The organism is Idiomarina sp. 017G, assembly GCF_004362265.1.
GTDB classification, from domain to species: domain Bacteria; phylum Pseudomonadota; class Gammaproteobacteria; order Enterobacterales; family Alteromonadaceae; genus Idiomarina; species Idiomarina loihiensis.
Map to the genome: position 1 here is coordinate 81,667 of NZ_SNWT01000007.1, position 18,175 is coordinate 99,841.

Below are 18,175 nucleotides of genomic sequence, written 5' to 3' on the forward strand. Positions count from 1 at the left end.
TTAATCCTGTTCTAACGTCATTAGCGACGTACCGGTCATTTCGTCCGGCTGCTCCATGCCAATTAAATGCAGTATGGTTGGTGCAACGTCTGACAGGCGTCCATTTCGGGCTTTAGCCGGTCGACCCACATAAATAAAAGGCACAAGTTCGTTCGTATGAGCGGTATGTGCCTGCCCGGTAGTGGCGTCACTCATTTGCTCTGCGTTGCCATGGTCTGCCGTTATCAGACATTCACCACCAACAGCTTCTAATGCCGAAACCACTCGTCCGACACTATGATCAACGGCTTCACAAGCTTTAACGGCGGCATCAAAATTACCAGTATGTCCAACCATGTCACCGTTCGGGTAGTTGCAAATCACAACATCAAAGGCCTGAGACTCAATGGCTGCAACCAATTCGTCGGTAAGCTGTTCTGAACTCATCTCAGGCTGTAAATCGTAGGTTTTAACTTTAGGTGAAGGAATAAGAACACGTTTCTCGCCTTCAAATTCCTGCTCGCGTCCGCCGCTAAAAAAGAAAGTAACGTGTGCGTATTTTTCTGTCTCGGAAATGCGCAGCTGAGTTTTATCATGCTTAGCAAGCCATTCACCCAGTACATTATTCAAAGGCTCGGGTGGGAAGGCGCTGGGCGCTTTTAAGGTATCGGCATATTGGGTCAGCATAACGAATTCGCTAATGTCAGCGCGCGAGCCACGGTCAAAACCGTCGAAGTCTTTGTCGACAAAGGCTTGAGTCATTTCACGGGCACGGTCAGCACGGAAGTTCATAAAAAATACGGAATCACCGTCGGCAACTGGTGCTGGTTGCCCAATAATAACTGGCGTGACAAATTCATCGGTTTCGCCGCGCTCGTAAGCGTTTTCTACTGCGTCTGTTGCGTTGGCAGATGTTACCCCTGAAAGACCGTGATAAACCGCTTTGTAAGACTGTTCAATGCGCTCCCAGCGCTTGTCTCTGTCCATGGCGAAGAAGCGGCCACTTAAGGTGGCGAAACGACCCTTGCCTAAACGTGCGAATAAGGCTTCAAAACGTTCAATGGAAGGCAGTGCCGATTTCGGTGGTGTATCACGACCATCTAAGAAAGCATGCAGGTAAACGTCTTCTGCGCCTTGCTCAACCGCCATTTCTATCATTGCGACCAGGTGGTCTTCGTGGCTGTGAACACCACCGGCGGAGAGTAACCCCATAATATGGACTGCACCCTTAGCAGCTTTGGCTTTTTTCAGGGCGTCGCAAAGTATCGTGTTACTGAAAAAACTGCGGTCAGAAATGGCTTTGCTAATGCGGGTAAAGTCCTGATAAACAATGCGGCCAGCGCCTAAATTAACGTGACCCACTTCGGAATTACCCATTTGGCCGTCAGGTAAACCAACTGCGCCACCGGAGCCATCGACCAGACAATGCGGGTATTTTTCCCATAAACGATCCATAACCGGAGTATTCGCTTTGGCTATCGCATTATCAGGTGCATCTTCACGGTAACCCCAGCCGTCCAGAATCAACAATACCAAAGGTTTTATCGTAGGAGTCATAATGGGCCTCATTGCTCGGTGTTTTCACAGATGAAATTAGCCAACATTCTACTCGATTTCCAGAGCTTACGCATCCACCCAAGATTTTTCTGGAAACTGCGATTTGTACAGGTATACTCTTGACCCGCAACTCTTTTCTGTTACCGACGAATACTGGTAGGTCTTATGCAAGAAATTATGGAATTTGTCAAAAGCAACCCGATGATGAGTGGTATCTGGGTTGTGCTGCTAGTCGCACTGATTGTGACCACGATTCGATCGGCTATGTCACCGACAAAAAATTTAGAACCTCAAGAGGCCACGGTATGGGTAAACCGCGGTGATGGCGTTTTTGTTGATATTCGTAGTCCGGATGAATTTAAGAAAGGACACATTCACGGATCGGTGTCATTACCGATGGAAAAAATTAAACAAAAAGAACTTTCCTCTATTGAAAAGTTCAAAGAAGCCCCCATTGTGATAGTCTGTGCAACAGGAATGACGGCAAAATCGGCAGTTAGCCAGCTAACGGCTGAAGGCTTTACTCAAGTTGCTGTGCTGCAAGGTGGTATGAACACATGGCGCAGCGCCAAATTGCCGGTTTCGCAGAAAAAATAATAAAATTCGTCTAATACTTAAAAAAGAATAGGAAGTAAAATCATGGCTGAAGAACAGCAAGCAAACGGCGCAGCAGCTGAAAACCAACAGCAGCAAGTACAATTCGCTATTCAGCGTATCTACGCTAAAGACATCTCTTTTGAAACTCCAAGCTCTCCGGCTATTTTCCGTAAAGAATGGAAGCCTGACCTTAAATTAGACCTGAACGTTAAACACGAAAAAATTGAAGACGGTGTTTACGAAGTGGTACTGACTCTGACGGCAACTAACAAAGTTGAAGACGACGTTGCTTTCCTTTGTGAAGTACATCAGGCGGGTATTTTCACTATTGGTGAAGAAGTTCAGGACGGCCAGCTGGCACACATGCTGGGTTCTTTCTGCCCGAACATTTTGTTCCCTTATGCTCGTGAGTGCGTTTCAAACCTTGTTAACCGTGCGACTTTCCCACAGTTGAACCTGGCTCCTGTTAACTTTGATGCGATTTTCCAGCGTCACATGCAGCAGCAAGCTGAACAGGCTCAGGGTCAGCAAACTGCAGACGCGTAAGCAGATACAATAATGCAGACACCTCAGGTGACAGTATTAGGGGCGGGCTCTTACGGGACCGCCCTTGCTATTTGTTTTGCCCGTAAAGGTATTCCTACTACCTTATGGGGGCGGGATGCCGATAAAGTTGCCGTTATGCAAACGGCTCATGAAAACGAAGAGTACCTGCCGGCGTGCCCGTTTCCCGAATCATTAAAGGTTACTGCCGACTTAGGCGAAGCCCTTAAAGACGTGAAAAACGTAGTGGTTGTGGTTCCCAGTCATTCGTTTTCGTCTATGCTGAAGCAGGCAAAACCTTTGTTAGCGGAACATGCCCGCGTTGCCTGGGCAACTAAAGGATTAGAGCCGGACAGTGGGCGTCTTTTGTACGAAGTCGCAGAAGAAACTCTGGGCGACGAGCATCCGCTAGCTGTGTTATCCGGTCCTACTTTCGCTATTGAAATGGCTAAAGGCTTACCTACTGCCATTTCTATGTCGTCAACCGATCAGGCCTTTGTCGAAGAGCTTTCCGGGCTTCTGCATTGTGACCGTTCTTTCCGGGTTTACACCAATAACGACTTTATTGGTGTGCAGCTAGGTGGCGTGGTTAAAAATGTCATAGCTATTGGTGCTGGTATGGCCGACGGTATTGGCTTTGGTGCTAACGCCCGCACGGCGCTTATTACCCGCGGTTTGGCTGAACTTACCCGGTTAGGTCTGAAGTTAGGCGCAAAAAGCGAAACCTTTACTGGTATGGCAGGTTTGGGCGATTTAATTCTTACCTGTACCGACAATCAGTCGCGTAATCGCCGTTTTGGCATGGCTTTAGGTCAGGGTAAAGGAGTTGATGAAGCGCTGAAGAGTATCGGGCAGTCGGTTGAAGGCTACCGTAATACCCGTGAAGTGGTTGCTTTAGCAGCGCGCAACGAAGTGGAAATGCCCATCTGTGAGCAGATATATGCGGTCCTTTACGAAGGCAAAGAACCGCAACAGGCCGCTATCGATTTATTAAGCCGTGAGCGTAAAACGGAGTGATCTGTTTTACGCCTTTATTCACGCACTGATTAGCTGTTGCTCCATTACCTGCCACTGAGCCGAGAAATGCTCGGTCGGTAAACGCTTAAAGTTAGACCGTACAAACTGACTGATTTTGCCATCGGCATAGCTCAGTAATAAGTTCGCTAATACCGCTTCGTCCACAATAAAGCGCTGCTGTTCGCGCATCGCTTTCTCGCGCAGTATTTGCTTAATTGAACTCTCTATACGGTTGAACAAATCTTCCATACGACCACGCAAACGGTCATGTTCACCCATTAATGCATCACCTGTCATAACACGGGTAATACCGGGGTTGCGCTCGGCAAACGTCAGCAATAGCTGCAATATTGCGTGACAGCGGGAGAGGGTGTTTTTCTCCTCGTCCATAATCATGTTAATACGGGTTAGCAGGGTGTCTTCAACAAACTCGATAAGCCCTTCAAACATCCGCGCTTTCGACGGAAAGTGACGATATAAAGCCGCCTCTGAAACGCCTAAATTAGCCGCCAGTTTTGCTGTAGTAATGCGCTGACCCGGACTGGTTTCCAGCATTGCCGCTAAAGCCTGTAAAATTTCTTCACGACGGTTACGTTTTTGTTCTGCCATGACAGTAACTTTCCTTATTTGAGAGGCCAGAATGATTAGTTGCTGTAACTACGAACGACCAGAATGACCAAAACCACCTTCACCACGATCCGTCTCGTGGAACTCTTCAACAATCGACATTTGCGCCTGCACAACCGGTAAAATGACTAGCTGCGCAATACGGTCTCCAGGCTCAAAGGTGTAAGCCTGATTACTGCGGTTCCAGCAGGACACTTTAAGCTCGCCCTGGTAGTCCGAGTCGATAAGGCCGACCAGGTTACCCAGCACCAGGCCGTGCTTATGGCCCAGCCCTGAACGCGGTAAAATAGTGGCCGCATAATTCGGGTCGCCAATGTACATGGCAATACCGGTGCCTATTAACTGAGTTTGTCCTGGCTCAATGGTTAATGGCTGGTCCAGGCAGGCACGCAGATCCATTCCGGCAGAGCCCTGTGTGGCGTATTCAGGAAGCGGGATAGACTGGCCAATGCGGTCATCTAAAATTTTTACTTCGACTTGCGTCATGGAGTTCTCACTTTCTTATTAATTGGCAGTGGTATTAAAATAACGTTTGGCTATCGCGTCGATAATTGCAATAGCCATATCATGCTTGCTCATTGTTGGAAGTGACTGCTCACTGTCCTTACTCAAAATAATGGCGTTATTGCTGTCGCTGTTAAAACCCAGCCCAACCTGACTAACGTCGTTAGCGACAATCATCTGTAGCTGCTTTCGCTCCAGCTTGCGCAGCGCGTTGGCTTTTAGGTTTTCAGTTTCGGCCGCAAACCCAACGGTAAAAGGTGGTTTTTCAGAGCTGGCGACCTGCTGCAGAATGTCCGGGTTTTGCACCAGCTTTAGTTGTGGCGGCTGGTTGTTCTGTTCTTTTTTTATTTTCTGCGAGGCAACCTCAGCAACCCGATAGTCTGACACAGCGGCACAACCAATAAACACATCGCAGTTTGGCAGTTGCTGCTGTACCGCGTTTAGCATTTGTTCTGTGGTTTCTACGTCAACGCGTTGAACGCCGGCGGGCGTGGGCAGTTGCGTTGGCCCGGATACTAAAATGACTTCAGCCCCTGCATGTGCAGCAGCTTCAGCCAGGGCATACCCCATTTTTCCGGAACTGTGATTACTGATGTAGCGCACTGGGTCGATGGCTTCACGGGTCGGGCCTGCGGTAATCACAAAGGTTTTACCCTGCCAGTCTTGCTTGGCTTCAGGGGCTTTTTTTATTAACGCCTGCACAATCTCTGTAGGGTCACTCATGCGGCCGTAACCGACATCGCCACAGGCCTGTTCGCCACTTTCCGGGCCTATCATTTGCACACCACGGCTGAGTAGCGTTTCAATGTTTTCCTGCACCGCAGTAGCCGCCCACATTTGCTGATTCATTGCCGGAGCAATGGCGAGCGGCGCTTTACTGGCTAAAACCAGGGTACTCAACAGGTCATCGGCAAAGCCGTGAGCAATACGGGCAATGGTGTTAGCCGTGGCCGGAGCAATAAGAATAAGATCCGCCCAGCGAGCCAGTTCAATATGGCCCATAGCGGCTTCTGCTGTGGGATCCAGCAGGTCGTCGCTGACCGTAAAGCCGGACACCGCTTGTAAGCTAAGTGGGGTTACGAAGGCTTTGGCACCGGCAGTCAGCACCACACGAACTTCTGCGCCCTGCTCACGCAAACGGCGCACCAGGTCAGGTGCCTTATAGGCGGCAATGCCACCGGTAATACCTAAAAGTATGTGTTTGTTCTGCAGCTGTGCCATGCGAACCCCTTAGTGTTAAGTCGTGTAAAGATAACATGAGACCCCGTGACTGGGTAGATGGTCGTTATACTTCTCTCTTAAGAATTAAGGTAAGAATTAAGGAGAAAAGAATGAGCGTCAAGGAATGGCCCGTTTCGGAACGACCGAGAGAAAAACTGCAGACCCAGGGGGCAGAATACCTGAGTGACGCAGAATTATTAGCTATTTTACTTGGTAGCGGCAGTGGCGGGCAGGACGTTGTCAGTTTTGCGCGTCGTTTACTAAGTGACTTCGGCGGTGTAGGCGCTTTGTTAACAGCCACTCCTGAGCAGCTATTGGCTTGCAACGGCATAGGCCCGGCCCGTGTGAATCAGTTGCGGGTTGTGCTGGAATTGTCACGACGCTACCTGAAATGGCAGCTGGAGCGTTCAGACGGCTTTACCGAACCTACCATGGTCAAAGACTATTTAACCTCACAGTTGCGTCATCAGGGCCGCGAAGTCTTTGCTATTTTACTGCTGGACAGCCAGCACCGGCTGTTACGTTACGAAGAGCTGTTTCAGGGCACCATTAATGCCGCGCCAGTGTATCCACGTGAGGTAATAAAGCTGGTTATGCAGTATAATGCGGCGGCGGTTATTCTGGCACATAATCATCCATCGGGCGTTGCAGAACCCAGCCAGGCTGACCAGCGAGTCACCGAACGAGTTAAAAAAGCCCTGACTTTAATTGATGTAGCGTTGTTGGATCATTTCGTCGTGGGCGCCGGCGATCCAATTTCTTTTGCAGAGCGCGGATTGTTGTAGTTTTGTACTGGCGGTTTGGTTAAAAATCACGTAAAATCCGCACCGAACGATCGATGACGATCAAATTTCCGTCGTATAAGCTTGATTAGAAGGGCAGTTTGCTGTATAAAATGCGCCCTCGGATTTATAGGCAAGGTCACGTTGGGCGACAGGCGAGCTTGCAGCAATTTTGGAGTAAAGACATGTCACAAGTATGCCAAGTTACAGGTAAGCGTCCGGTAGTCGGTAACAACCGCTCGCACGCACGCAATGCGACTAGACGTCGCTTCCTGCCGAACCTTCAATCGCACCGCTTTTGGGTAGAAAGCGAGAAGCGTTGGGTTAAGTTACGCATTTCTACTAAAGGTATGCGTATCATTGATAAAAACGGTATCGATACGGTATTAGCGGATCTCCGCGGCCGTGGTGTTAAGGTTTAAGGAACTAAATTATGCGCGATAAGATTCGTTTAGTGTCATCTGCTGGTACAGGTTATTTCTATACCACAGACAAAAACAAACGCACCATGCCAGAAAAAATGGAGATCAAAAAATTCGATCCAGTGGTTCGTAAGCACGTGATCTTCAAAGAAGCTAAAATCAAGTAATTGGTTTAAAGCTTACAAAAAACCCAGCTTCGGCTGGGTTTTTTATTGGGTGGCGTTTGAGTTTATCGTGGCGGGTCAATAATGCCCGAGATGCTGGCATTAATTCGGAACCAGCCGGTAATGCTGAAGCGGTCACGTTCCGAGCGCTGTACTTCATGCACAAAGCGGTCGCTTAAAAATACCACTAAACGCCCTTGTTTAGGCAGTACGGTTTCCAGCACCTGTCCCTTGTCGCCATAAATAACCAATTGCCCACCGTCGGTTTCCTGCCATTCGGGGTTCAGATAAAATACCGTTGTGAGCACTCGGTTGCTTCTGCCTTTAAACGCATCCAGATGTTTTTTATAAAACGCGCCTTTAGGGTAATGCGCCAGGTGGCATTCGTAATCGAACAGGCCAAGAAAGAGCTCGCGGTTAAATTCGTGGCGTAACTCATCCATAATGCTTAGGTAGTCTTTATGACGCGGCTCTTCGGACGTTAGCCAGTAAATGCGGTCGTTACGAACCATGGTATTAATGGTCTGGTTTTGCTGGCGGCCTATACCTGCCAGGTTCCAGTATTGCGCGGGTAATTGCAGAGCATATTGATACAGAGCCTGCGAACGCCGCGGCTGCAGAAAATCATCGATAATGCAGTAGCCGTGGTCGGCAACTTTGTCGATAATATCAGATAGCACCATAATGCAATAAAGCTCCGTACTTTGTTGTCGCGCGAGAATATAGGGTATTCTGTCTCCAGTAACAAGGAGTACGGCAACAAGAGAATTATTCGAACCTTAGCACAAAGAGCGCAAGCCGATGAAAGTGAATGAGAAGCGAAAAATATTTGGACTGACCATGACCCGAAGGGCATGGAACAACGTTTTGGTTTACGTGATATTAATTATCATGGTGGTGTTCTGGTATGTCGCTCCGCCGGTTAAAGAGGAAGCTGATGACGGTATTGCGCAAGAGGCTGAATCGGGCGAAGTCATAGGCTTAATACCGAATGATGGAAACTTGAGAACAATACAAATTGACCAACTGAAGTTAGCGCTAAATGACGGGCAATGGCAGTGTCAGGCTCCATGTCGTTTATCGGAAAAAGCGGCCGCCAGCGTCGCTGAAAATTGGTTGGCATTAACCATGACGCCAACCGAACAGCCAGCTGAAAATTTAATAACGGAAATTTATTTTGGTTTTGTCGGGGGCGAAGAAGCACGTGTTGAGCTTTATTCAGAGCCCGAGTTGATGATCCGTTTGCCAAATCAGCAACAGAATTATCGTGTTATAGAATTTACTGCCAGTCAGTTACTGGGTCATTAAGGAAGTTTTAGGTTTATGCCAGAGTTACCCGAAGTTGAAGTCAGCCGTTTAGGCATTTCTCCACACATTGAAGACCGCACAATTAAGTCGGTTAAGGTTCACGATAAGCGCCTGCGCTGGCCGGTCCCTGAAACTGTGCATCAGGTCGAAGGACACGTGCTGCGTTCGGTTAGCCGCCGTTCAAAATATTTGCTCTTACAGACTGATAACGGCTGTCTGATATTGCACCTGGGTATGTCGGGTAAGCTGCGCGTGGTTCCAGCCGAAACAACTCACTACAAACATGACCATATTGATATTGAGTTCGATAACGGCCAAACCCTGCGTTTGAATGATCCACGGCGTTTTGGCGCTTTGCTTTACAGTGACGGTGATGTGAGCGGGCATGAACTGCTAAGCCAGCTTGGTCCGGAACCGTTAACCGACGCGTTTAATATCGACTATTTATTTGAGCGCTCACGCGGGCGTTCGCAGTCGGTGAAAACCTTTATTATGGATAACAAAGTTGTGGTGGGTGTCGGTAATATTTACGCGAACGAAGCTTTGTTTAAGGCGGGTATAAACCCAAAGCGAGCGGCCGGGAAAATCAGTAAAGTGCGCTACCAGAAACTGGTGCCGATAATAAAAGAAACCCTGGCAAGCGCTATAGAGCTGGGCGGCACTACCTTAAAAGATTTCACTCAAGTGGACGGTAACCCGGGCTATTTCGCTCAAAAACTTCAGGTTTACGGGCGTGGCGGTAAGCTTTGCATGGTGTGCAGTAACCGGTTGAAAGAAATTCGTCTGGGTCAGCGCAGCACCGTGTACTGCACCCAGTGCCAGCGCTAGTTTGGTTTTTAACTCTTAGTTCTCAACAACCTTCAGCAATTCACTGACAAAGCGCTCCGGTTCCGAAATAAATGGGGCGTGTGCGCTTTTGGTGAATACCACAGCTTTTGACTCCGGCGCCAGTGCGGAAATATCGTTGATAGCGCGCTCCGGAACCAGGCTGTCCAGGCGTCCGTAAAAACGGTGAAAGGGAACTTCAATGCCGGGTAGTTGCTGGCGTAAATCTGCGGTTTGCAAAATGGTTAAGGACTGTTTCAGCACACCCTGGTCTGGCATAGGCTTGGTAAATATCAGCTGTTTTACCTGCTTAACCTGTTCGCGTGCGTCCTCGCTGCCCATGGCCTGAATCGCTAAAAAACGCTCAATGGTCTTTTTAAAGTTGCTGTCCAGTTGCTGTTGAAACTGCTCAAGAATGTCAGGTTTGATTCCAGCCCAGTCGTTGCTTTCCACAAAGTGCGGTGACGATGCAACGGTGGTTAGGGACATAACCCGGTCAGAATGCGTCAGCGCAATTTGTGTCGCAATTAACCCGCCTAAAGACCACCCCAGCAAGTGAAAGCGTGGCGGCAGGGCTGGCATAATTTGTTCAATAAAACTTTCCAGTGACACCTCATTCTCTGATGACCAGACAGAGTCGCCAAAACCGGGCAGGTCGACGCAATACAACTGAAAGTGCTCGCTTAATGCCGGTACCACGGGTTGCCAGATGTTCGAATTCATTCCCCAGCCATGGAGTACAACAATAGGGGTTCCTGTACCACAGCACGTTACCGAAAGGCTCACTATACTACCTGTCCGAGTTATTAATTAAGGGGTGGTATGCTAGCGTTTTTACAGCGTTTCGCCAATGCTTTTGAGTTGGGCACATGCTGGAGTTGCGGTTATTCTAAGGTGGCCGCTGCAAGCCTTTGCCCTTATTGCGAAGAAGCACTGCCGCGTTGGTATCCGCGTTGTTGTCAGCATTTGTCCGATATTGAACAGCATTTAGTGGCGGAGCAGAAGCCGTGCCGCTACTGGTACGGTGCATTGCGCTGGGAGCCGCAGGTACAACAGCTTATTACTCAGTTTAAATTTCGCTATAAAGCCGAGCTGGCCCCTTTACTGGCAAACCAGTTAGCGGCTCATTTACGCCTTTGCTATCGCGAACAGCCACTGCCAGACTGCGTTGTTGCGGTGCCTATGACGCAACAAGCCTGGCGTAAAAGAGGCTTCCACCAGACTGCGTTACTGGCGCGGCATGTGTCAGTGGCTCTTGAGTTACCTTACATTGCGGGCGGATTACGTAAAATACGGGCCGTGCCCATGCAGCATATGGCATCAAAGGCATTACGCTGGGAGAACAGTCGGGGCAGCCAACTCGCTTTACAGGATTTTAGTGGCTGTACGGTAGCGGTTGTGGACGACGTGCTGAGTACCGGCGCCACTATGATGGCAGCAGCCGATGCGCTCTACAAAAAAGGGGCTAGAGCGGTGGATGCGTGGGCCGTTGTCTATAACCAGCACGACTAGAAACTGCAGGGCGTTTCGGTTACACTATACCCTAGTAATTTACTCAGGTATAAGCCGTGAGGTCAGTATTTATGATTCGTATTTCAGAAGCAGCGCAGTCCCACTTTCAGAAGCTATTAGCCGATCAGCCCGACGGCACGTGTATTCGTGTGTTTGTGGTGAACCCGGGTATGGCGAATGCAGAGTGTGGTGTTTCTTATTGCCCGCCAGATTCGGTAGAACCGGATGACGAGCGTCTGCCGTTTAATGGTTTTGATGCCGTAGTGGATTCAGGCAGTGCACCTTTTTTAGAAGACGCCGCTATTGATTTTGAAGAGCAGGAAATGGGGTCTCAGTTAACTCTGAAAGCTCCGAACGCCAAAGCGCGTAAAGTGGACGACGACGCACCGCTAATTGAGCGGGTAGAATACGTTATTCAGGCGGAGATTAATCCCCAGCTTGCCAGCCACGGCGGACAGGTGATGGTGTCAGAAATTACTGATGACGGCGTTGCTATTCTGCAATTCGGCGGTGGCTGTAATGGTTGCAGTATGATTGACGTAACCCTGAAAAACGGCATTGAAAAAGAGTTGCTTGAGCGTTTCCCGGAAGAAGTGAAAGGCGTGCGTGATATCACTGATCATGAGCCCGGAGAACACTCCTACTACTAGACCTTTCGATTATACAACTTAGTATCTTTCGATTTTTTGATGTTAAAAATATGTGATCCCTTGCACAAATAATGCTCGTAACGATATTTGCCTAATCAATACGAGGATTTAAATTATGCAAGGGATCAAAAAACTGGGTGTCATAGCGACATCGCTTTTTCTCATCACAGGTTGTGACTGGTTCGACAGTGACAATGACGATACTAACACACCACCTCCTGAAGCTGAATCAAGCTTTGTACGGGTACACCACACGTCTGCCGATTCGCCTAACGTTAACGTTTTAGCAGGTGAAACCGAATTATTAGAAAATGTGCCTTACCATACGTCTTCCGGCGTTCTGGAAGTTGATGCTGGTGACTATGACATTACGGTTCAGGGTATTTTACCCGATGACAGTACCGTTGATGCTATTGGTCCGGCTTCCTTAACCTTTGCCGCGGATACTCGCTACGAAGTTTTGCTGCCGGTCAGCTGGGTGACGAGTCTTTAGAGCCATTGGTTCTTTCTAACCCGGTATCGGATGTTGCAGCAGGTGAAAGCCGTATTCAGGTTGTACACGCTGCCTATGGTGCGCCGACTGTCGATGTGTATCTGACAGCTCCGGACGCTGAGTTAAGCAGTGCCTCAGCTACTTTAACGCTTGCTTACGGGGAAGACAGTGGTCAGGTTGATGTTGAAAACGGTGACTATCGCATTCGTTTAACCGGTGCGGGTGATGATGCGGTCGTTTACGACTCGGGAACCGTGAGCCTGGCTGACGGGGGTGACTACATTATTGCCGCAACCAATAATGTTGCTGCTAACTCTGCGAGTTCACCCGTCACTCTGCAAGTGAGCGACGGTGAGGCAACCACCTTAATTAATGATGCAGATGCTGGTGCGGATGTTCGTGTTGTGCACGCCGTAGCTGATGCACCGAATGTTGACGTGACATTAAACGACGCCGCGGATCCTCAAATTGCTGACCTGGCATTTTTAAGCGCGACAGACTACTTAAATCTGGAAGCCGCTGAATACAGTGTTGATGTTGCCGCTGCCGGAGGTTCTCCCGTAGTGCTTGAGGACCTGCCTCTGGAAGTAGAAAACGCAATGAGTTATTCAGTTTATGCTGTCGGTGAACTGAGCACTATTGGTCTGCAAGTGTTGACCGAAGAACGTCGTAGCGTGGCGACTGAAGCCAAAATACAGTTGGTGCATGCAGCACCAAGTGCCGGTAATGTTGATATCTATGTCACTGAAACCGATGACATTAGTGGCGCAGACGCTGCTTTTACCGATATTGCGTTTGACGCAGAAGGCCTGGTGAGCACCGGCAACGTTCCGTTAACTCCGGGTGACTATGTGGTTACGGTAACCGCAACGGGTACGCAGGACATTGCTATCCAGACGCCGGTTCTGACTTTAGAGGGCGGTGGTATCTACACGGCAGTTGCCGTTGATGCAACCAGCGGCGGCTTACCTCCGCAGCTTATCCTGATGGATGACCTGGCGAACTAAAGTATTTAAGCCAAATTGCCTGGGTAATACCACGCATGAATAAAAAGCCGCTGAGAGCTAACCACAACCCGTGGTTCTCCAGCGGCAATCCCGCCCACCATAAAGGCAGAAAGCCAATTAAAGCGCTTAATATCATCGTATTACGCATACCACGGCTGAACGATAAACCAATGAAAACACCGTCAAACCAATAGCTCCAGTGAGCAATGAGTGGCAACACCACTATCCATGGCAGGTAGTTTTCGGCAACCCGGATGATTTCAGGAATATCGGTAATAAGGCGAATAATTGCACTGCCGGCCAGGGCAAAAACCAACGTATAAACCACAGCAAAGAGTGACGACCAGAGCAAAGTAATTTTGCACCAGTAACGCACTTTATCGTAACGTTTCTGACCTTTTGCGGCACCGGCAAGAGCTTCCACGGCATAGGCTATGCCGTCTAACCCCAAAGAGATTAGCATCAGGAACTGCATGAGTACGGCGTTAACTGCCACCATGGTACTGCCGTAGCGCGTCGCGTAGCCTGTCATTGTGGCCATACACAGCTGCAACACCAGGCTGCGAATAAAAATATTACCGTTAACGCCTAAAAACTGACGCAGCTGCTGAAATTTGAGCTGCCAGTGACGTAAGTGCCAGCCCAGTGCACGGGCGGTCCAGTAGAAACCGACAATGGCGGTTACCCACTCGGCACTTAACGATGCCCAGGCGGCGCCTTTTACATTCAGTCCAAAGCCAAGAATGAGTATCACATCCATAACCACATTCACGGCGTTGGTAATGATTACCAGGAGCATGGCTTTGCGGCTGTTTTGCCGGCCTAATAATACCCCCAGAGCGACCAGCGTTATCAGCGAAGCCGGTGCTGACCATAAGCGAATTTCGATGTAATCGCGGGCGTAGCCTTCGAGCTCGACAGAAGGGGCGATAACCCACATGGCTAAGTCATTAATTAACGGGCTGGCAACGGCTATTAAAACGCCTAAACCCAGCGCGATAATAATGCCGTTATTAAAGTGCTGCCGCTGAGCATGTATGTCATCGGCACCGTAGGACTGGGCTATATAGCCGGTTGTCGCCATACGCAAAAATACCGCCAGCAGATAAATAAAACTGACCACCATGGCACCAACGGCAACGGCGGATAAGTAGATAGCGTCAGGCAAATGACCTATGATGGCAGTATCAACCAGACCGAGAAGCGGCGCAGCAATATTGGAAATGATCATTGGCAGGGCAATCGCAAAAACGCGGTTGTGATCAGACAATGAAAATCCAAACAGCTTGTGCATAACTATCCTTAAGTAAACTCGGTTAAAAACGGCTTTTATACTTTATCAGGAGTCAGTATGAAGATGTTGAACAAAATGACGTTGAGTGCCGCATCGGGCTTATTGCTGGGGTGCTCACCATTGGCTCAGGCGGGCAGCGCCGATAGCGTGGTGGTGCTGCAGTACCACCACGTCAGTGACTCAACTCCCGCCGTAACGTCAATTGACCCGGAGACGTTTCGAGAGCATCTGCAATACCTGCAGGATAACAACTTTAACGTTATTGATATTACCGTCGCGCGCGATGCCATTGAAAAAGGCGAAGAGCTTCCTGAAAAAGCCGTTGTTATTACCTTCGACGACGGCTACCAAAACGTCTATGAAAACGCTGTAAAGGTTCTGGAAGAGTTTGAAATGCCCTATACGGTGTTCGTTAACCCTGAGCTCTTGCGTAAGCACAGCGGCCATTACATGGGCTGGGAAGAGCTTAAAGAAATTCAGCAGAACGGGGCGACTATTGCTAACCACGGGCAGACTCACGCACACCTTATTCGCAAGCAGGAAGGTGAGAGTGGTGAAGAATGGCGCGAACGTATGCATTACGATGTTATTACCGCACAAGAAGCCATTGATGAGAACTTAGGCGAACAGCAGAAGTATTTTGCCTATCCTTACGGTGAGTACAACAACGAGTTGCGAGCTTTACTGGATGAATGGGGCTTTCTGGCCTTTGCTCAGCATTCAGGCCCATGGTCTAAGTGGAGTGAGGATACTGTTATTACGCGTTTTCCTGCGTCTGGTATCTACGCGAACTTAAATACGCTGAAAGCCAAGTTGAATTCGAAAGCCATGCCGGTAAGTGCTTACCAACCGGAAGAGCCTTTAGTCGCACATGAAAATAAGCGCCCAACGATTAGCGTAACGCTGGAAGCGGGCGATACACTAAACGATATGCGTACCGATGCGCTGCAATGCTTTGCCGGAGGTTCAGTCTTAAAACCTGAATGGGAAAGCGATACTCAGTTTAGTGTGACGCTTGAAAAGGACATTAACATTGGGCGCTCACGCGTCAATTGCACGGCACCCAGCGCATCAGAGTCTCGTTACTATTGGTATTCCGTAGCACTTATCCGTCCGAACGAGTCAGGCAGTTGGCCTGACTAATTGGCGATAATGGCAAAATCTTTTGCCAGTTGTTCCATGTCGACTACCGGTATTTCCCCACGTTGGTGGTCGGCATTAAATATCGCTTTACGGTGCCCGTTCGGGTTAACCAGAATAATAGCGGCGCTGTGGTTAACCAAGTAATTTTCCTCGCCTTCATCGGGAATGGAATACATTAAGCCTAAATCACGTACGAAAGGGAACAGCTCTTTGTGCTCGGCTCGCACACCAACAAAGTCGTCACCAAAATAGTTAACGTATTGAGTTAAACGTTCAATGTCATCACGCTGAGGGTCAACTGAAATCATCCAGACTTTCACCGGTTTAGACACTTCTTCCTGTAATGAAGGTAGCACCCCTTTGAGATCCGACATGGTGGTTGGGCAGATATCAGGACAGAAGGTATAACCGGTAAAGAGTAAGGTCCACTGACCTTTCAGTGCATCGTTTTCAATAGCGCCGTCGGCTGTGCTGTTTAACTTAAATGATTTTAACGCACGAGGCGGCTCATAAATTAAAGCTTCCGGCTTTTCTTCGGGCCAAAAGTTGTAAACTGCGAACCCTGCAGCAAGGGCGATAAGCGCAGCCAGCAGCGTAACGATACGACTCATGTCTTACTCCAGTTATACGTAATGATCGACCAGTAAAATCACAAACAGCAGCATGAGGTGCCAGATAGAAAAGGCAAACATGTTAAAGGCTGTTTTCTTGCTGGGCGCGTATTTCAACTTCCAGGCGTAAGCCAGGAAAATAGCGTTAAGTACACTGACGCCAACCAGATAAATCATGCCTGTCATGCCAATTAAAAATGGCATAAGGCAAACCACGGTCAGCAAAACGGTGTACAGAAAAATACAGGTTTTGGTGAACTCAATACCATGGGTTACCGGCAGCATTGGCACTTTAGCTCGGGCATAATCTTTAGCGCGGTGTACCGCAAGTGCCCAGAAGTGGGGGGGAGTCCAGGTGAATATGATCATAACCAGCAGCACCGCCGGCGCGTTAATTTCGTTGGTCACCGAGGTCCAGCCCAGTAACGGTGGTGCCGCACCGGCTAAACCACCAATAACAATGTTCTGCGGCGTTGCGCGTTTTAAGAACATGGTATAAACCACAGCGTAACCCACCATACTGGCAAAGGTTAACCAGGCAGTTAATGGATTAACCCAGGCATACAGGGTCACAAAACCAATGACACCTATAGATGCAGCGAACGTGGTGACTTTTGCAGGTGACAAATTTCCCTGAGGCAGCGGACGCCGAAGTGTGCGCGCCATTTTTGCGTCAATATGGCGGTCAACCAGGTGATTAATGGCGGCCGCAGCGGCAGACATGAGCCCAATACCAGTCAGCGCCGGCACTAGCACTTTCAGCGACACCAGTTCTTCAGTGGCCAGACACATACCAACCACGGCGGTGAGTAACAGCAAGGCGACGACACGGGGCTTGGTCAGTTCAAGGTAGTCCCGCCAATGAGCGTTGCGCGTTTTTGTTATATTATTTGTGGCAACGGATTGCATAGTTTCAACTCCTCTACGCTTTTCTGGACAAGTTGTAGTTCAACGCGACCAGCGACAGCAACAATAAAGCCCCTACGGCATTATGTGCCACTGCATTCCAAAGCGGTAATTGAAAGACTACGTTACTAATACCCAGCAGAATTTGCAAAGATAATAACAAGCCAATAACAATTAATGAGCGCCGGAAAAAGTGCGACTTCGCTTTTCGCCAGCATTTAAAGAGTAGAGTACAAATCACTAAAAAAGTAATAATAGCGCCCACTCTGTGCATTACGTGCATAGTCATACGGTCGTTGTAGTCATGAGCACCGTATTGATAGGTGTCAGCCTCGGGTATGCTGAAGGCTCCGGCAAAGTCCAGCTGCGCCGTCCAGTTACCTTCGCAAAAAGGTAGCTCAGTGCAGGCTACGGCGGCATAGTTTGCAGCAACCCAACCACCTAAGGCTATTTGACCAATAACCACCAGTAGCGTAAAAAATGCCAGCCCTCGATAGCGCCTGAGTTCCGGGTCACCACCGGCCAGCCGAAATGAAGACAGCCGCAGCGAGAGCAGATATAGCAGCGATATAACCGAAAAGCCGCCCAGCAAATGCCCCATGACTATGAGCGGTTGCAGGTTCATGGTAACTGTCCACATACCCAGAGCCGCCTGAAATATTACTAGCCCGAGAAGCAAAGTGGGCAATTTAACCGGAGTCGGGTAATGACTGTAGCGACGGCTTTTAACCCAGGAAATAATGGCAATGGTCAATATTAATAACCCCAGGGTGCCAGCAAAGTAGCGGTGCACCATTTCGTTCCAGGCTTTGGCGTGCTCCACAGGTGCATCCGGGAACCTAAGTTCCGCCTGCTGAACGTGCTCCTCCTGCGACGGTACCTTCAAAAAACCGTAGCAGCCGGGCCAGTCAGGACAACCCAGGCCTGCTTCAGTGAGCCGGGTAAAGGCGCCAAGAACAATAACGATAAAAGCAAAAAAAACACTAATTTTTACCAGTAAACGCATGTCATTT

22 protein-coding genes and 1 pseudogene are annotated in these 18,175 nt (G+C 49.1%); 13 read left to right on the forward strand and 10 right to left on the reverse strand.

Annotated features, from left to right (window positions below):
* The gene (gene gpmI, locus DEU30_RS09945; RefSeq protein ID WP_034818940.1) at window positions 1-1,536 is read right to left on the reverse strand and encodes a 2,3-bisphosphoglycerate-independent phosphoglycerate mutase; all 1,536 of its coding nucleotides are present in this window, start codon (window positions 1,534-1,536) and stop codon (window positions 1-3) included.
* Window positions 1,537-1,701: 165 nt separating this feature from the next.
* Here gpmI and DEU30_RS09950 point away from each other — a divergent pair, with 165 nt between their 5' ends.
* Genes DEU30_RS09950 through gpsA form a run of 3 tightly spaced genes read left to right on the forward strand, consistent with a single transcriptional unit; the run spans window position 1,702 to window position 3,693 of the window.
* Window positions 1,702-2,133, forward strand: a complete 432-nt coding sequence (locus tag DEU30_RS09950) for a rhodanese-like domain-containing protein (protein ID WP_011233497.1) — start codon at window positions 1,702-1,704, stop codon at window positions 2,131-2,133.
* Between the two features lie 42 nt (window positions 2,134-2,175).
* Window positions 2,176-2,679, forward strand: coding sequence for a protein-export chaperone SecB (gene secB / locus DEU30_RS09955; protein ID WP_011233498.1), 504 nt, complete (start codon window positions 2,176-2,178; stop codon window positions 2,677-2,679).
* A gap of 12 nt (window positions 2,680-2,691) precedes the next feature.
* On the forward strand, window positions 2,692-3,693 hold the full coding sequence (gpsA, locus tag DEU30_RS09960) for an NAD(P)H-dependent glycerol-3-phosphate dehydrogenase (protein WP_034818938.1): 1,002 nt from the start codon (window positions 2,692-2,694) through the stop codon (window positions 3,691-3,693).
* A gap of 18 nt (window positions 3,694-3,711) precedes the next feature.
* On the opposite strand, the gene slmA is transcribed toward gpsA, so the two are convergent.
* From slmA to coaBC, 3 genes are read right to left on the reverse strand one after another with little or no spacing between them, the layout of a single operon-like run.
* Window positions 3,712-4,302, reverse strand: coding sequence for a nucleoid occlusion factor SlmA (gene slmA / locus DEU30_RS09965; protein WP_011233500.1), 591 nt, complete (start codon window positions 4,300-4,302; stop codon window positions 3,712-3,714).
* Window positions 4,303-4,350: 48 nt separating this feature from the next.
* Window positions 4,351-4,806: a dUTP diphosphatase gene (dut, locus tag DEU30_RS09970; RefSeq protein WP_034818936.1), complete on the reverse strand. Its 456-nt coding sequence runs from the start codon at window positions 4,804-4,806 to the stop codon at window positions 4,351-4,353.
* Window positions 4,807-4,824: 18 nt separating this feature from the next.
* On the reverse strand, window positions 4,825-6,045 hold the full coding sequence (gene coaBC / locus DEU30_RS09975) for a bifunctional phosphopantothenoylcysteine decarboxylase/phosphopantothenate--cysteine ligase CoaBC (protein ID WP_034818934.1): 1,221 nt from the start codon (window positions 6,043-6,045) through the stop codon (window positions 4,825-4,827).
* Between the two features lie 110 nt (window positions 6,046-6,155).
* On the opposite strand from coaBC, the gene radC reads away from it, so the two are divergent.
* From radC to rpmG, 3 genes are all read left to right on the forward strand, one after another.
* Window positions 6,156-6,830, forward strand: a complete 675-nt coding sequence (gene radC, locus DEU30_RS09980) for a DNA repair protein RadC (protein WP_011233503.1) — start codon at window positions 6,156-6,158, stop codon at window positions 6,828-6,830.
* A gap of 182 nt (window positions 6,831-7,012) precedes the next feature.
* Entirely contained in the window at window positions 7,013-7,249 is a 237-nt protein-coding gene (gene rpmB, locus DEU30_RS09985) for a 50S ribosomal protein L28 (RefSeq protein WP_011233504.1), read from the forward strand.
* 11 nt (window positions 7,250-7,260) lie between these two features.
* Window positions 7,261-7,416 (forward strand): 50S ribosomal protein L33, encoded by a 156-nt coding sequence (rpmG, locus tag DEU30_RS09990; protein ID WP_006953863.1) that lies wholly within the window; start codon window positions 7,261-7,263, stop codon window positions 7,414-7,416.
* A 62-nt stretch (window positions 7,417-7,478) separates the two neighbouring features.
* Here rpmG and DEU30_RS09995 read toward each other — a convergent pair whose 3' ends face one another.
* Window positions 7,479-8,096, reverse strand: a complete 618-nt coding sequence (locus DEU30_RS09995) for a 2OG-Fe(II) oxygenase (RefSeq protein WP_110013028.1) — start codon at window positions 8,094-8,096, stop codon at window positions 7,479-7,481.
* A gap of 157 nt (window positions 8,097-8,253) precedes the next feature.
* Here DEU30_RS09995 and DEU30_RS10000 point away from each other — a divergent pair, with 157 nt between their 5' ends.
* Window positions 8,254-8,721, forward strand: a complete 468-nt coding sequence (locus tag DEU30_RS10000; protein WP_227016368.1) for a hypothetical protein — start codon at window positions 8,254-8,256, stop codon at window positions 8,719-8,721.
* 15 nt (window positions 8,722-8,736) lie between these two features.
* Window positions 8,737-9,549, forward strand: coding sequence for a bifunctional DNA-formamidopyrimidine glycosylase/DNA-(apurinic or apyrimidinic site) lyase (gene mutM, locus DEU30_RS10005; RefSeq protein ID WP_110013030.1), 813 nt, complete (start codon window positions 8,737-8,739; stop codon window positions 9,547-9,549).
* A 15-nt stretch (window positions 9,550-9,564) separates the two neighbouring features.
* On the opposite strand, the gene bioH is transcribed toward mutM, so the two are convergent.
* On the reverse strand, window positions 9,565-10,332 hold the full coding sequence (gene bioH, locus DEU30_RS10010; protein ID WP_110013031.1) for a pimeloyl-ACP methyl ester esterase BioH: 768 nt from the start codon (window positions 10,330-10,332) through the stop codon (window positions 9,565-9,567).
* 36 nt (window positions 10,333-10,368) lie between these two features.
* On the opposite strand from bioH, the gene DEU30_RS10015 reads away from it, so the two are divergent.
* The 4 genes and pseudogenes from DEU30_RS10015 (at window position 10,369) to DEU30_RS13770 (ending at window position 13,208) form a co-directional block, all read left to right on the forward strand.
* The gene (locus DEU30_RS10015) at window positions 10,369-11,058 is read left to right on the forward strand and encodes a phosphoribosyltransferase family protein (protein ID WP_110013032.1); all 690 of its coding nucleotides are present in this window, start codon (window positions 10,369-10,371) and stop codon (window positions 11,056-11,058) included.
* 71 nt (window positions 11,059-11,129) lie between these two features.
* Window positions 11,130-11,708 (forward strand): Fe-S biogenesis protein NfuA, encoded by a 579-nt coding sequence (gene nfuA / locus DEU30_RS10020; RefSeq protein WP_114982115.1) that lies wholly within the window; start codon window positions 11,130-11,132, stop codon window positions 11,706-11,708.
* A gap of 115 nt (window positions 11,709-11,823) precedes the next feature.
* Window positions 11,824-12,242 (forward strand): annotated as a pseudogene (locus DEU30_RS13680) (DUF4397 domain-containing protein); the annotation flags it as partial.
* 396 nt (window positions 12,243-12,638) lie between these two features.
* Window positions 12,639-13,208, forward strand: a complete 570-nt coding sequence (locus tag DEU30_RS13770; protein WP_347813348.1) for a DUF4397 domain-containing protein — start codon at window positions 12,639-12,641, stop codon at window positions 13,206-13,208.
* On the opposite strand, the gene DEU30_RS10030 is transcribed toward DEU30_RS13770, so the two are convergent.
* The gene (locus DEU30_RS10030; RefSeq protein ID WP_114982114.1) at window positions 13,180-14,502 is read right to left on the reverse strand and encodes an MATE family efflux transporter; all 1,323 of its coding nucleotides are present in this window, start codon (window positions 14,500-14,502) and stop codon (window positions 13,180-13,182) included. The genes DEU30_RS13770 and DEU30_RS10030 overlap by 29 nt on opposite strands.
* 57 nt (window positions 14,503-14,559) lie before the next feature.
* On the opposite strand from DEU30_RS10030, the gene DEU30_RS10035 reads away from it, so the two are divergent.
* Window positions 14,560-15,645, forward strand: coding sequence for a polysaccharide deacetylase family protein (locus DEU30_RS10035; RefSeq protein ID WP_114982113.1), 1,086 nt, complete (start codon window positions 14,560-14,562; stop codon window positions 15,643-15,645).
* Here the strand turns inward: DEU30_RS10035 and DEU30_RS10040 are convergent.
* Genes DEU30_RS10040 through DEU30_RS10050 form a run of 3 tightly spaced genes read right to left on the reverse strand, consistent with a single transcriptional unit; the run spans window position 15,642 to window position 18,168 of the window.
* Complete coding sequence (locus DEU30_RS10040; RefSeq protein ID WP_034818912.1) at window positions 15,642-16,256, reverse strand: SCO family protein; 615 nt, start codon at window positions 16,254-16,256, stop codon at window positions 15,642-15,644. The genes DEU30_RS10035 and DEU30_RS10040 overlap by 4 nt on opposite strands.
* A gap of 12 nt (window positions 16,257-16,268) precedes the next feature.
* Window positions 16,269-17,165 (reverse strand): heme o synthase, encoded by an 897-nt coding sequence (gene cyoE / locus DEU30_RS10045; protein ID WP_114982112.1) that lies wholly within the window; start codon window positions 17,163-17,165, stop codon window positions 16,269-16,271.
* A 13-nt stretch (window positions 17,166-17,178) separates the two neighbouring features.
* Window positions 17,179-18,168 (reverse strand): COX15/CtaA family protein, encoded by a 990-nt coding sequence (locus DEU30_RS10050; RefSeq protein ID WP_110013038.1) that lies wholly within the window; start codon window positions 18,166-18,168, stop codon window positions 17,179-17,181.
* Between the last annotated feature and the right edge of the window lie 7 nt (window positions 18,169-18,175).